Here is a 13,321-nt window from a genome sequence, read left to right as displayed (position 1 = left end):
GATCTGCCTCGCTGCGCTCGGCGGGCTCGGCTTCGCCGAGCCAGAGCCGGCCCTTCGGGCCGGTGTCCTGCGCTGCGCTCCGGACGGTTCGGGGGCTCCGCTTCGCTCTGCCCCCGAACAGCCTGCTCTGCAGGCCTGGGTGACCCCGTTTCACGGGGTTTGGGCCTTTGGCCCGTTGAGCGGGTCCGCTTCGCTCCCCCGCCCGGGGTCCTTCCGGCTTCGCCTCCAGGACAAGCCCGCTCCGCGGGCGCTGGCAGCAAGGATCTGGCCCGGGCGTGGTCTGTTCGTGCCACCGCGGGGCGCCTCCGCCCTCAGACCCAGTACCCGCCGCAGCCACAGGGCTGAGGCTCCTCGTTCGGTGCCAGGGTCAGCGGGCCCAGTCTCGACACCAGTTCCTCGTCGTTCAGGTGCCCTCCGAACCGGTCCCAGCTCGCGATGAACCGTCCGGGTGTGAGCCCGAGGTCGAAGACCGATGTGAACGTCGAGATCATGCAGAAGGCAATCGCGCCGTCGCGGTCAGCTGGATCGTTGATCCGAACCTCCAAGTCGTCTCTCAGCCAGGTGAGCATCTCCAGCGCGGACGCTCCGCCGCTCGCCCTCCGGCGCAGCTCCCGCTCGATCTCCTGCTGTCCAGCGCCCCGGCTCATACCCCATCCTTCGAAGAGACCAATCTGCAAAGCGATGCTTCAAAACTTAGCCCGGCTTGATACGGGAACTGATGGCATGGTGCGTTCCTCGGTCCCTGCACAAAGCCACGCTGTCGACGGCCAGTGAACCTTGTCGTGCGGGTGATTCGCACTGGGGGTACCAGGACTGGGCTCGTCACTCGGCTTCGTCATCGAAGTCGTAGGGCGGGATGGCCCATCGCAGCACCATCTCTCCCGCCTTATCAGCTTCCAGCGTGACCGGATACACCTGGCCGTAAGCCCGCTCACCGCGGTGCCTCATCGAGTGGTCACCCTGGTCCCATTCGATGCCCAGCACCTGGCAGCCACCGACATCGATCGCACCCACACGAAGCGGATGGTGCCACCCGGCCCGCTGGAAACGGTGGACATCGGTGTGCTCGTCGACGGAAACCATGAGGCCCTTGCCATGGAGACGGTCGCGCCAGGCTTCGAGCTCGGCCGCACGCGCGGCCGCACGCGCGGCCGCCTCTTCCACCGGGAGGTCCAGCCACCCGTGTGGCCCGTCAACGCCGTACTGGGCGATCCGCTCACCACCGAACTGCGCATGTGTGTCGTCCGCGTACAGGCCCCAGTAGAAGATATCGGCGAGCCCGTCGGCCGCCTCGTCGTCCCATCCCCTCCACACGTCCAGGCCCACCGCGTCGCCGACAACCATGCCGCAGCGATCGACGGGCAGGTCCCCGAGCCGTACCGGTACCGCCCGGTCCGCGGTCTCGGGCCACGGAAGCCCGAGACCGATCTCCAGGGTCGCAATCGTCGGCTCACGGTCGAACGGAGACGGCGAGGTACTCGCCCGCACCATCAAAGCCCGGTCAGCGGCCGCCGGAACCGCGACCGCCTCGCACAACCCTTCACGAAGATGGCCCCCGCCCTTCGCCGTGGCCGCCCTGGCGCGCTCGGACAACGGCTGGCCCAGCTCCCGCCACTGATCGATCCAACCGGCCATACCAAGCACCAGCACGCCCGACGGCGCAGTGACTATTCCCAGGTCGACGAAGATCTCAGACATGCGCCGATTGTGCCTTCCCCGTGTGACAACGGGTCTGCGCACGAGGTTGGTGGCCGTCTCCGCTCCGCTCTGGCGGGCCCGTAGGGCGAGGCGGTAGCAGAGTCGAGAGTTGTGTTCGGGCTGTTCAGACGGGTCTTCACTGCATCGTGTGGCTCGGTATACCTGCGCACTGCGCAGGTATACCGCGTTGTTCTTCAATGCGCGGAAGGGCGGCTTGCCTACGGTGGCCCACTGGGTTCGGTGGAGGGGGCGGGGTACATCCGCGCCATGTGGACGTGCGGTTCGTCGGACCGGACGGGGTCATGGTCCAGAAGCCGTGGCGGACAGCCATCGGGGAGCTGCCCCTCATGGAATGCCCGATGGTTCGTGCTTTCCCTCTGCGGCGCGGGCGGCGGTTGGCTCCAGGGTGGTGGTGGTCAGCGACCACCAGCCGTTTGGTGGGGTACGGGAGCGCGGCTATGCGGGACGCGGTCATGATGTTGGATCAGGATCCGCAGGTGGCAGGCATTGTGAGCCGTCCCGTGGAGTTCGTGTGGGAGGAGCAGGGCCGCATTGTGACCCATACCCCCGACCTGGCCGTGGCCGAGGCGGGCGGGGGCATTCGTCTTGTGGACTGCCCCGGGAGCGGCGGACCGTCCGCGCGGCTCATCGGCCGGGCGCGGGTGGTCGAGGCGTGTGCTCAGGAGGCGGGCTGGAAGCACCAGTTCGCGGACACCGCAGATCCGGTCGTCCTGGCCAATGGGCGCTGGCTGTCGGTCTACCGGCATCCTCGGTGCTCGGTGGGTATCCCCGCTGCCCGGCTCCGCGGGGCGTTCGCGCAGCGCTCCACGCTGGGCGAGAGTGCGCTCCGGCTCGGGGACCCGATCGCGACGCTGCCGGCCGTCTACCACGGGCTCTGGAACGGCCTGCTGAGCATGGACTGGGGCCGTCCCCTGAGCGAGGAGACCCTCGTGATCGCTGTGCCAGCCGGGCGACGGAAGCAGGCAGAGCGGTGAAGCGTCCGGCAGGCGTCGTCGAAGTCGGGGACCGGATCCGGTTCGACGGTGGCATCCATGTTCTGGCCGGGGCTGGACGGGCCGCGCTGGGCCCCGTGAAAGCCGCCTCTGGGCCCGCAACCGCAGCAGCCGCTGAACCGCAGGGCCACGCAGCGCTGTGAGCGCCGGGCCCTGGAGCTCGGGTACCGGTTCTCGCACGTCCAGCGGTACCGGCTCTCCCGCCTCGGATGAACTGATCATGGAACCGCTCCCTACCGCCCGCCGCTAGTCTCCCCTTTTCGGTCCTGCCGCCGGCCTTTCCGGGTAGGGGCCCAGCCGGGCGCAGGCCTGCTCGATCAGCGCACGGTCCACGCGCACGTCCCGGCCGCGCTTGGACAGGACGTAGACGTGAGAGGTGATCTTCGCCCAGGTCCGGAAGTTGCCCCGTGCCACCGTCGCATCCGCCCATCCCACGTCTGCCAGATCGACGCCTTCCTACACGTCATGGAACAACGCCAGCGTCTCCGCGAGCCGCTCCAGGTCCAACCCGGGAACCTGGTGCCAGGTCAGCACCCTCGACCGCAACGCCGGCACCCGCGCGATCACCCGCTCCGCACTCGCCCCACACAGCAACAGCGCGGCAGCGGTCCCCGGCTCGTCCCACAGCAGCCGCAGGTAGTCCAGCAACGGCGAGGAGAGGCGTTGCGCGTCGTCGAGGAACAGCACCCCGGACCGGCGCAGCGCCTCCCCGAGAGCGCGGTCCGCCGGCTGCGCCCGGTGCTCCAGAGAACCTGCTGCCAGCCCCAGCGCCTCAAGCAACGACGCCCGCATCTGCGGCAGACCCGGCTTCACGCCGACCACCGCCCGCCACACCGGAACCCGATCAGGCAGGAGATGCAGCGCCTGCTGCACCGCCACCGTCTTCCCCACCCCCGGATCCCCGAACACACACCCAATTCCCTGCGCCGCCACGGTGTGCCCCGCGGCTTCCACCACAGCAGCAACGCTGGCCGTCGACACCACCCGGGCACCCGGCACAAACAGCCGCACCCCACCCCGCGACGGCCCGATGCTCTCCTCGTCCGGCTCGGCAACAGCTGAGACTTCCGCCGTCCACCACCGGCAGACCCTCACCCGCCCGCTCAAGCTTCAGATCGGCCAGAACCCGCTCATACCAGCTGGCCTCGACCCAGTTCCGGGAAGGCTTCGCCACCTCCAGCACCCGCCCCACCCGCAGGTCACGAAGCACTACGCGCTGGAGCGTCGAGAGAGACGGGACACGCCCGACACCCCACTCCTCCAGCCCACCATCGGCGTGTGCCCGCTCGATCCGCCGATACAAGCCGGAGACGTTCCCGCCCTCTTCCGCGAGGACCGCCCACAACGCATCACTCAACGCGAACCCGTGCCCCCGCGGCCTCGCCTCCATCCGCCCAGCCCGCCCTTCAGCGAGCCAACGCCACACCGTCCGCTCTGACACCCCGGCAAGCTCCGCCGCGACCTTCACATGCAGCCGCGACACAACCCCCGACTCCTCCACCGCGAGCAGACGCCGAACCACCACACCCCGACCCGCACCAGCCCCCGCAACCGAAGCCCCTGCCCCACCACGTACACCACGACCCGACCGGCCAGCCATACCCACCAGCACAGCCCAAACAGACCACCCCGAACACAGGAACTTTCAACCCGGTGACAGCCACACCACCCACGTGCTATCGACAAATGGCACTCACCTGGTCACCCCATGACAGCCATCACCGAACGAGAAACCACGCTCTACCAGGCCCGATAACCATCAATAACTGATGACACCCAAACCCCGCCACCACACCCCCAACTCACACCCTCTTCGGCCGACCCGAAAGAGTGATGTATTCGCAGGTCAGAGGCGGTTAGGGCCCGGTGGGGGGCCTCAACCTGGCGGCCCGGCCCCCTCGGGTGGTTGGCGTGTCAGTGGTTGTCGTAGAGACCCTGGGCGGCCTTTACGGCGATCCGGCGGAGTGCCGGGGGGTAGCCCAGCCGGTCTGCGGCCTCTTCGGCGTCGATGTCCTCGGTGCGCATCCGTGTCGCGATGCGGGCGGCCCGCTCCTGCTGGAGGTGCCTCTGCGCGGTGGATGTGGCGATGCCGAGGACATCGACGGCGTGAGCAGCCGTCACCGCGGGGTCGGCGTCGAGGAGGGCGGCGATGCGTCCGGGAAGCAGGTCCCGGGGGACCATGTCGCCCGATCCGATCGGCCGGCCGCTGGGCGCGGCCATGGTTCCCCGGGCGGCGCCGTAGGCGCGCAGCACGCCGCGGGGCCAGTGCTCGGCTCCGGCCACCACGACGGCGTGGTCGGCGAGGCGGGAGTCGGTCTTGTAGCTGTCGATGCTGCGCGGCTTCACGTTCAGCGCGAGGGCTGCCTCGCGGCGGTCGAGCAGGTCCTCGTCGTCCTCCCGGGCCGGGAGGGCCGGCTGCGGCCGGCCGCTGCGGTAGGCCTCGACCTGCTCCAGGTCCCACAGCAGTACCAGAGCGCCCTCGGAGCTGACCGGTGAAGGGAAGTCCTGCGCGTCGTGCGGCTTGAGCCGGCGGAATGTCGGCCACGTCATGCCGAGGGCTTCGGCAAGCTCTCGTCGGCCCACGGCGGTTCGTCCTGCGCGGATCATGGAACCTGCTCCTCCAAACGGTGAGGCGCGCTGGCGCGCACCACGACGTGCGGGACCGCCAAACCGGCTCCACAGGCAGAAAAATGCTACCGCATTCAAGGAGCGCCGTAGGCGCGTCCAGCACCTTTGACGCTATGCTCGCCCCGATGATGCACCGGGTTCTCTCGGGTGTGTTCTTCGGAGGCCGGCGCCCTTGCCACCCGCCAACGGCGGAAGTGGGCGTCGGCCGCATCCATTTCGCTTCCCAGGTCTCCCTGGACCTTCCGGGCACCCACCCCGCCCTCACCCTGAAGCGCCACACCACCCGGCCCCCCTCCCCTCCTCTTCTCCAACAGCACCACCGGCGTCCGCCAGACCATCCCGTCGGCGTCCCCTGTCCCCGGCTGCCCCTTGATCCAGGAACAAGCCCGACCGCGACTTCCCCTTCCCCCGCCCTCCCTCCCATCTCTCCACCCCACCAACCAGCGGCCCCAGGGGAAAGTCCGCCTCCTCACCAGTCACCAAAGGGCACCCGACCAGCGCAGATGGCGCCGTCGCTCCGATACCGCTTCCCCCCTTGTCTCCCCCTCCAGCGTCTCCCGACGTTTCCCCCGCCTCGCTCCCCCGATGGTTCCCCCATGTGCGACATGGCCGCCTGACGGCGGTCCAGGCGGTCAACGAACGGGCCGCCCATGGCCCGAGCGGACAACACCCGCTTCCCCCTCCGTCGGGAACTTCGGCACCGGCCCGGCCGATGATCCAGCCGGAAGTGCCCCGACACGGGGCCGATGAACGAGCGTCGCCCGCTGGGCACCGGATCCCACCCCGCTGCTCCCCCGGACTTGCCCTCAGCCGTGCGCCGGGCCCGACTTGCTGCCGAAGGATCCCGGGGCGCCGGCTCTTCGCTCGCCGTGCACAGCGACCACGCGCACGTCCGCCGGGCACAGCGGACCCTGGGCCCCGGCACCACCGCGGACAGTGAGTAACCCCTCCCGGAGCCAACCTCACCACTCACCCACCGGTCTACTCACCGGCGAATTACACTCCCCAGGCAGCCAACTCGGCGGCCGGGCCCATCCGTACAACGCGCTGAACAGGGCTGGGGACTGGAACAGTGACTACAGAACGGGCAGTCACCGGCGTCGGAGCGGCATCACCGCAGCCGTCGTGTACAGGCCGCCTGTCCCGCGACCTGCGCGGGATCGGCCCAGCCGGGCGCCCACCGCACCAGCGCGGCCGCGCCGAGCATGAGGACGGAGCCGAGCGCCAGGACGAACAGGTTCCGCTGGCGCCGGAGCCGGTCCAGTTCCTGCTGGAGCTGCGCGGCCGAGTCGGGGGTCGTGGTGATCGCGGGCGTCGTGGTCATGGGTCGTCCTTTCGGCTTTCCCGGTCCTCGGGGAGCGTGGGGGATTCCCACCCTTGCGTCTCGGGGCGGCGGCGGGACAGCACGACGCGGGAGTCGGTCGTTGGGCGTGCAACAGCGGCCAGACGGAGCGCGCTCGACAACCCATTCCGCGCTCGGGTCCTGGAATTGACTCCGCCCCACTGACCAGAACTTGAGAGGGTGTGGCCGTACGGCTCGGATCTGCGTGAGACGGAGTGCCCGCATTGATCATCCTGGACGCGAACATCCTGAAGAGCACCTCACTGCGCAGCACTGTCGCGGATGTGCTCCGCGCCATCCGGGCTTCGGGCGAGGAACGCGTGGCTACCCCGTGGATCGCCGTGGAGGAGGTCGCCGCGCAGCAGGCACTCAGTTACCAGGCCAAGCACGCTGCCGCGTTGGCGGCGGTGGAGGAGCTGCGGAAGGCCACGCCCTGGAAGCATGTAGACCACCCGAGGAAGTGGCCGGCTGAGCACGTACGTGAGCACTGGCGGGAGCGGTACGCATCCATCACGGAGGTCATCGAGACGCCGCCTGCCGCGTACCAGCAGGCCATGTTCCGGGAGACGAACCTGATCGCCCCGTGCAAGACCGTCAACAGCGGCAGGCACAAGACCGGGGCCCGCGACGCCGCTATCTGGCTGACGGCCGTTGAGTACGCCCGCGATCACCCCGACGAGACGGTGTACTTCGTCAGCAACAACACCGAGGACTTCGGCGACGGGACCTCGTTCCCGCACCCTATGGACCGGGACATTCGCGACGTGGAGGGCCGCTTCTTCCTCTTCACGTCCCTCGACGGAGTGTTGAAGAAGTTCGCCAAGGAAGTGGAGGCGACGGCACAGGACGTGCAGGGGCTGCTGGACACCGAGGAGGCCCACGCTGCGATCCTGGAGGCCGCTCGGGCCGCCAGGAAGCGCTTCCACGCGTTTCCGGGCTCGGCACTGACGATGGCCTCAGAGGGAGACTTCTACAAGCTGAATCCGGTGACTGTGCGTCGTTGGGACCCCACGGCGGCGGCGTTGGGCCAGGTGACGGAGGTGAGTGGCCGCGAGGTGGGTGATCACCACTGGTTCACCGCCACGGTCCGGTGGCTGCTCAGGGAGCCCGTCGGGTTCGGAAACGATGAGCGTGACCATGCGTTCGCGTGGGAGACCCGAGTCCTGCTGAGTACGGCGGCGGACAAGGCCATCACCGTCCTGGACTCCAAGCGGCCGACCGCCATCACGTCGGACGACATCCCACGCCTCCCTGAGATCTCCTACGTCGATGCGGAACTGCGGCTGGCGGAGGCGCAGGTTCGGTCCTGGCCAACAGTCCTGCTCTGCGATCTGCCGTGGCTCACCTCCAGGACCTGAGCGTGGCCACAGCACGAGTAGAGACGCTTATGAACACCCCTTCGATGTAGCTGGCGCTGCACCGGATCGGCGAGCAGGCCGCGCCCGACCTGACCCACATCGAAACCACGCTGACCGGGCTCGCCCGCAGGAAGCGGGCACGCACGGAGGGCATCGATACGATCCCGCTCCAGATGCTCCTGGGCAGCCTGCTGCTGGCCTGCTCGGGGTGGTGGAGGGCGGCTCCGCCGTGGTCTTGGACCCGCAGCGATGGATGGAGCTTCGGCGTTTTCGCGGACTGTTCGAGTCCGGGGCGATGAGCTTGTCGGAAATCGCGAGGGAGACTGGGCTCAACCGCCGCACGGGACGCAAATACCTGACCACCCAGGTTCCGATCTCTCCGCCTCGTCGGTCATCGACCAGACGGGCTCGCGGACGGACGGTGGACGATGTTGCGCCACTGATCGACGCGGTGCTGCGGTCGGAGATCCTGATCAAAGGAGCCGTGGTCCACGAAAGCCTGGTGGCGGAGTACGGCTTCGCCGGCAACTACCAGCGGGTGAAGCTCCATATGCGAGAGGCCCGGCCCCGAGTCGCAGAAGAACTGCGCATCAGCCCGGGCGAGCTGGCCGGCCTGCACCGAAGGTTCGAAGTGGTCCCCGGGGCACAGGGCCAGGTCGACTGGGGAGACAAGGGCAGGATCCTCGCCCATGTCGGGAGCAAGGATTGCCTGGTCGTCTTCGACGCGAACCTCTACTCGGTTCCGGCCCGAAAGGTCCGCCCGCGTCAGCCGGTGGAAGTCAGGGCCACGAAGTCCCAGATCACCCTGCATGCCACCATGCCGACCACCGACGGAGTAACCCTGCTGGCCACCCACCGGCGGGCCGTCGGCCGCGGCGCCTGCATCGTCGATGGAAAGCACTGGGACGGGCTTGCCGACGGACGGAACCGGCGAACCACCACCGGCGACGTCCCACCCCGGCCCCGCCATCAAGAGGCCCTGGGCCAGGAAGCCGGTTCACTGATGGCTCTCCTGAACCGGTCTGCGGCCGTTCGCGTCGAGGTCGGCCGCAGACCTGTTTCCGTCTATGACGAACTGACCGGGACACGTCTCTTCACCACCCACGCCCCCCGCCGGAGGAGCCCAGTTGAGCGAGCTGGTCAGCACCCGCATCCGCAGCACGGCCGCCAAGCCAGGCCTGCCCCACCTGGCCGAGAGCCTGATCCAGTACGCCGACAGAGCAGACGACGCCAAGATGGGCTACCTCGACTTCCTCGACCTCGTTCTGGCTGAAGAACTCGCCGTCCGCGACGACCGCCGCTTCCGCCAAGGCCTGCGGCTCTCCACACTCCCGCACCACAAGACCCTGGACGAATACGGCTTCGCCTTCCAGCCCGAGCTCGCCCCCCCGCAAGATCAAGATCTCGCCACCCTCGCCTTCGTCGAGGTCAAAGCCAACGCGGCCCTGTTGGGACCGCCCGGCGTCGGTAAGACACACATCGCCGTGGCTCTCTCCGTCGCCGCCTGCCGAGCCGGCTTCTCCGTCTGCTTCACCAGCCTCGACAACAGCGTCCGCCAGCTGAAGTCCGCCGAGACCGCGGGTCGGCTCAACAGCAGACTCCGTGCCTATCTGCGACCGGGCGTCCTCGTCGTGGATGAGGTCGGCTACCAACCGCTGGAGCGAGCCGAGGCGAACCTGGTGTTCCAGGTGATCTCCAAGCGCTACGAAAAGGGCTCGATCATCCTGACCTCAAACAAGACCTTCAGCGAATGGGGACAGGTGTTCGACGACGAGGTCCTCGCCACCGCCATCTTCGACCGCCTCCTCCACCACTGCGACGTCGCCTCCATCAACGGCCCCAGCTAACGGCTCAAGAACCGACTCGCCGCTATCGAACGCGACAACGCAGCCTGACCGGCATGTCAGTGTCCCGAAATCGATCGGATGTCTCTCCGTGGACCTGGTAGAACCAGGTCCACACGGCACTGAGCCGCGAATTTGGAGGCATCATGGCGGGACCGGCAATTGGACTGTGGCTCTTCGAACACAGCAGCTTCGACGACATACGGGCCAGTGTGACCCCGTGGCTGGAGACGTTCTGCGATCCGGTCCAAACCAAGGCTGACGGAGACTTGGCCTTCCGAGTCCGAGAGCCTGCAGTCCTCGGTCTGGACGCTCTCAAGACGGCTGAGGCGGGCATGTTCTTCCTCTCGGAGGACGACTGCATACCGGCAGACGACGAGGACTACTCCGAATTCTTGGTGCCGCCAGTGCAGGGCCTCATACTTGCCGTCGGCTGTTCCGGGCAGGTGAACCCCGTTCTGCTCGGTCACCTCGCCCTTGCCTTCGCCCAACGGCTCCACGCGATGATCGACTTCGACGGCGTCCTTGGATATACCCCTGGCAATCGGACCGATGAAGCTGCGGACCTGGCCCGATCACGGACGCTGGTGGCATCACTCCCTGGCACCGTCAGGGAAGTCTCCTATGACACGGGTGGCGGCGACCGCTGGATCCGGCATGTCGGCGACCTGCAGTTCCTCAGTGCCTGGCTGCAGCACCCAGACTTCCGCCTCGTCAAGTAGGCCTACCCGGGCCACACCGAACCTCGGCACGGCACGAGCTTGAGGCTGACACTCACACCATCGTCCAACTGAGCACATTCATACGTACCTCGCTGAGCACTCTCATGAGTACGCGGACAAGGCGACCGCCGGAGCCGGCGGTGCCCGTGTTACCCGTCGGCGTGGAACCGCCATTCGGTCCGGGCTGGCTGCCGGTGGTGTTGCCCGAGCCGTCGGGCTTGGTGCCGTGTCCGACAGGGCGGGGTGCCAGCCCCAGGTACCGGAGCGGTCCGGGGCGTACCCCTCAAGCTTGATGTCGCCTTCCTTGAGTGCGCCGCCCGACCACTTGCCGGTGCCCATGTCGGGCTCCGGCCCGTGCACGCCCTGGATCCGGCCTGGGACAGGCCCGTCAGACCGAGCTTGGGCCCGGTGAGGGGACAGAGAACCGGGTCAGGACCAGGTCGCGGTCGCCAGTGCTTGTGCAGACCTCCACCACCTGGCGGATCTGGCCTCCGGTGAAGGTGGCCGTGGTCGCCAGCGTGGGCCGTCCGGCTGCAACCGTGTCATCGGGCTTGGCGGCGGGGCACGCCGCGGTGGTCAGGACCCAGCGGGCGTTCACCAGCGCGGCGGCCGACCGTCTGTCTCGGTTCCGGTGGTCGGCTTCGCGGCGTAGGCGTACTGGCCGGCAGTGGCTTCGGGGCCGGCGAGGGCCTGGGCCGAGCCTGCAGAGATCAGGCTTGCGGCGACCCCGGAGGCGGTGCCGAACAGACGGGTCATCCGTACCGGACGCGGACGGGAGTCAGACATGGGTTTTCGTTCGAGACGGGCTTCACGACCACGTGTGGATTCTGGAGACGTGCGAGATAGGAGGGTGTCGCCCGACGGTGATGCCGGTGAGGAGGCCGACATCACCGCCCGCGCCTCTGCTACGGGGTCCAGGTGGGGGTGATGGCGATGTTGCCAGGAGCTGCGGGCAGACCCTGGAGGGGGACCGTGGTGGGCGTGTCCCACGTGCGGTCGGTGTGGCGGATGGTGTGCAGGACCTTGTTGTCTGCGGTGGTGACGACGAACTGAAGTTCACCGTTCACCGGGGCCGCGGCGACGGACTTGGCGGTGACGGTGCCGAGGATGGGCTTCAGGTCGCCGAGGGGGGTCCAGGTGCCGTTGCCGTTGCGGATGGCGTGGTACTGGCGGGTGCCGTTGTCGGTGGTGATGACGATCTGGGCGTCGTTTCCGGTGCCGGCCATGGTGACGGCGGTGATGGGACCGGTGGTGGAGCCGACGGCCGCGACGACATCCCCCCATGCGGTCCACTGCCCGGCGGTGTTGCGCAGCGTGTGGTAGGCCTTGCCGCCGCTGACGGCGGTCACCTGGAGCTGCCCTCCGGTGCTGGCGGTGGCGGCGGCCGTGACATTGTCGATCCGTCCGGCTTCGCCGGAGACGTCGCCGAACTTGGTCCACTGGCCGGCGGCGTTGCGCACGGTGTGGAGAACCTTGCCGTCGGCGACGGCAACGACGTGGAGGTCGTAGCCGATGTTGGTGGCTGTGACACTGGTGAGGTTGCCGAGGGTGCCGGCCACGCCGAAGACGTCGCCGAAGGTGCCCCAGGTGCCGTCTTCCTTGCGGATGACGTGGAAAAGACCACCGTTGTTGCTGATGGCCAGGACGTGGGTATCGCCGTTCATGCCAACGACAGCGGAGGAGCGGACGCCCCCAATGTCACCGGCCCTGGTCTGGACGTCGGCGAAGCCGGTCCAGGAGCCGTCGGGCAGCCGGATCCCCTGATAGAGGCTGCTGCCGGACTGTATGGCGGTAGCGGTCTTCCAGCCCGAGGATCGGGCGCGGTGCCCGTCGATCCACTCACCGAGGTCGTCGGTGCGGACGGAAACGGCGCCGGTACGGGTCTCGGCGGCATCGACGTCAAGACAGCCACCCTGCCAGGAGCGGGAGTTGACGCCGACGAGTTCGCCGGCGGTGTTCAGCAGCGGGCCGCCGGTATCACCCTTGCAGAGGACGTCGGTGCCCTTGCCGGTGAGAGTCAGGGTGGTGGCGCCGACGGCGCCGGCGGTGAAGGCTCCGGTGTGGAGCTTGCCGGGGACCCATTCGGTCTTCGTCCTCCCGAACCCGGCTGCCGTCAGGTCAGTCCCGGTCGCCGGGGCGGCGGTTGCCCGCTTGACCCCCGCGATGTTGGCGGCGGGGGTGGCCAGGCGGGCCAGGACCAGGTCGCGATCGGTGCGCGGGGCGAGCTCGGTGATCTCGACGGTCTTCGTGTCGCCAAAGGTGACAACGCTCTTGAGCGCGGGCTTGCCGGCCGGAACCCCGTCACCAGGCGTGGCCGTGAAGCAGCTCGCGGCGGTCAGGACCCAGGAGGCGTCGACCAGGGTGCCCGTGCAGCCGCGGCTGTTGGTCTCGCCGCCGACGGTCAGCTTCACGACTGACGTGTACTGCCCCGCGGGGGCATCCGGGCCGTTGAGCGCCTGCGCCGGGACTGCCGATATCAGACCTGCGACGACTGCACTGGCGGCGGCAAGTACGCAGGTCGTCTGCGCGGTGCGCGGACGTGGAGCATGCATGTGGAACTTCCTTACGAATCAGGATTCGGTGCGCGACCATGAGCGCCGGGGCCGTGCGGCGCTTCGGGGGTTACTTGGCTGCGGTGATTTGCAGCAGCGTGAAGTCGCGGCGCTGGGGGTCGGCGGTCTCGCCGATGTTGGTCCAGGCGTTCTTGGTGAGGTCG

The 13,321-nt window shown here is 68.5% G+C and carries 11 protein-coding genes and 1 pseudogene; 5 read left to right on the top strand and 7 right to left on the bottom strand.

Features of this window, described 5'->3' with window-relative positions; genetic code table 11:
- Window positions 1-311: 311 nt before the first annotated feature.
- Window positions 312-647, bottom strand: a complete 336-nt coding sequence (locus ABZW32_RS36705) for a hypothetical protein (protein ID WP_356224774.1) — start codon at window positions 645-647, stop codon at window positions 312-314.
- 175 nt (window positions 648-822) lie between these two features.
- Window positions 823-1,698 (bottom strand): hypothetical protein, encoded by an 876-nt coding sequence (locus ABZW32_RS36700; protein WP_356224772.1) that lies wholly within the window; start codon window positions 1,696-1,698, stop codon window positions 823-825.
- 197 nt (window positions 1,699-1,895) lie between these two features.
- On the opposite strand from ABZW32_RS36700, the gene ABZW32_RS36695 reads away from it, so the two are divergent.
- On the top strand, window positions 1,896-2,693 hold the full coding sequence (locus ABZW32_RS36695; RefSeq protein ID WP_356224770.1) for a TnsA-like heteromeric transposase endonuclease subunit: 798 nt from the start codon (window positions 1,896-1,898) through the stop codon (window positions 2,691-2,693).
- 474 nt (window positions 2,694-3,167) lie between these two features.
- Here the strand turns inward: ABZW32_RS36695 and ABZW32_RS36690 are convergent, their stop codons facing one another.
- The 3 genes from ABZW32_RS36690 to ABZW32_RS36680 form a co-directional block, all read right to left on the bottom strand.
- The gene (locus ABZW32_RS36690; protein WP_356224769.1) at window positions 3,168-3,722 is read right to left on the bottom strand and encodes an ATP-binding protein; all 555 of its coding nucleotides are present in this window, start codon (window positions 3,720-3,722) and stop codon (window positions 3,168-3,170) included.
- Window positions 3,723-4,625: 903 nt separating this feature from the next.
- Entirely contained in the window at window positions 4,626-5,261 is a 636-nt protein-coding gene (locus ABZW32_RS36685; RefSeq protein WP_356224767.1) for a hypothetical protein, read from the bottom strand.
- 1,189 nt (window positions 5,262-6,450) lie between these two features.
- Window positions 6,451-6,663 (bottom strand): hypothetical protein, encoded by a 213-nt coding sequence (locus ABZW32_RS36680; RefSeq protein WP_356224765.1) that lies wholly within the window; start codon window positions 6,661-6,663, stop codon window positions 6,451-6,453.
- 242 nt (window positions 6,664-6,905) lie between these two features.
- Here ABZW32_RS36680 and ABZW32_RS36675 point away from each other — a divergent pair, with 242 nt between their 5' ends.
- The 4 genes and pseudogenes from ABZW32_RS36675 (at window position 6,906) to ABZW32_RS36660 (ending at window position 10,605) form a co-directional block, all read left to right on the top strand.
- Window positions 6,906-8,039, top strand: coding sequence for a PIN domain-containing protein (locus ABZW32_RS36675; protein WP_356224763.1), 1,134 nt, complete (start codon window positions 6,906-6,908; stop codon window positions 8,037-8,039).
- Window positions 8,040-8,268: 229 nt separating this feature from the next.
- Window positions 8,269-9,144, top strand: a pseudogene (locus ABZW32_RS36670) (hypothetical protein); the annotation flags it as partial.
- A 22-nt stretch (window positions 9,145-9,166) separates the two neighbouring features.
- Complete coding sequence (gene istB / locus ABZW32_RS36665; RefSeq protein ID WP_356224761.1) at window positions 9,167-9,886, top strand: IS21-like element helper ATPase IstB; 720 nt, start codon at window positions 9,167-9,169, stop codon at window positions 9,884-9,886.
- A 143-nt stretch (window positions 9,887-10,029) separates the two neighbouring features.
- The gene (locus ABZW32_RS36660; RefSeq protein ID WP_356224759.1) at window positions 10,030-10,605 is read left to right on the top strand and encodes a DUF6368 family protein; all 576 of its coding nucleotides are present in this window, start codon (window positions 10,030-10,032) and stop codon (window positions 10,603-10,605) included.
- 594 nt (window positions 10,606-11,199) lie between these two features.
- On the opposite strand, the gene ABZW32_RS36655 is transcribed toward ABZW32_RS36660, so the two are convergent.
- Window positions 11,200-11,391: a hypothetical protein gene (locus ABZW32_RS36655; protein ID WP_356224757.1), complete on the bottom strand. Its 192-nt coding sequence runs from the start codon at window positions 11,389-11,391 to the stop codon at window positions 11,200-11,202.
- Between the two features lie 119 nt (window positions 11,392-11,510).
- Window positions 11,511-13,157, bottom strand: coding sequence for a trypsin-like serine protease (locus ABZW32_RS36650; protein WP_356224755.1), 1,647 nt, complete (start codon window positions 13,155-13,157; stop codon window positions 11,511-11,513).
- Window positions 13,158-13,321: the final 164 nt, after the last annotated feature.

The sequence above is a fragment of the Streptomyces sp. NPDC004667 genome (assembly GCF_040609475.1).
Classification (GTDB): Bacteria; Actinomycetota; Actinomycetes; order Streptomycetales; family Streptomycetaceae; genus Streptomyces.
This window is presented reverse-complemented; position numbering and strand designations above follow the sequence as displayed.

What these genes read in the sequence shown, in the direction of transcription:
- ABZW32_RS36655 (WP_356224757.1), bottom strand. Translation starts at nt 11,391, where the DNA reads ATGTCTGACTCCCGTCCGCGTCCGGTACGGATGACCCGTCTGTTCGGC.
- ABZW32_RS36700 (WP_356224772.1), bottom strand. Translation starts at nt 1,698, where the DNA reads ATGTCTGAGATCTTCGTCGACCTGGGAATAGTCACTGCGCCGTCGGGC.
- ABZW32_RS36650 (WP_356224755.1), bottom strand. Translation starts at nt 13,157, where the DNA reads ATGCATGCTCCACGTCCGCGCACCGCGCAGACGACCTGCGTACTTGCC.
- ABZW32_RS36660 (WP_356224759.1), top strand. Translation starts at nt 10,030, where the DNA reads ATGGCGGGACCGGCAATTGGACTGTGGCTCTTCGAACACAGCAGCTTC.
- ABZW32_RS36695 (WP_356224770.1), top strand. Translation starts at nt 1,896, where the DNA reads ATGCGCGGAAGGGCGGCTTGCCTACGGTGGCCCACTGGGTTCGGTGGA.
- ABZW32_RS36680 (WP_356224765.1), bottom strand. Translation starts at nt 6,663, where the DNA reads ATGACCACGACGCCCGCGATCACCACGACCCCCGACTCGGCCGCGCAG.
- ABZW32_RS36685 (WP_356224767.1), bottom strand. Translation starts at nt 5,261, where the DNA reads ATGACGTGGCCGACATTCCGCCGGCTCAAGCCGCACGACGCGCAGGAC.
- ABZW32_RS36705 (WP_356224774.1), bottom strand. Translation starts at nt 647, where the DNA reads ATGAGCCGGGGCGCTGGACAGCAGGAGATCGAGCGGGAGCTGCGCCGG.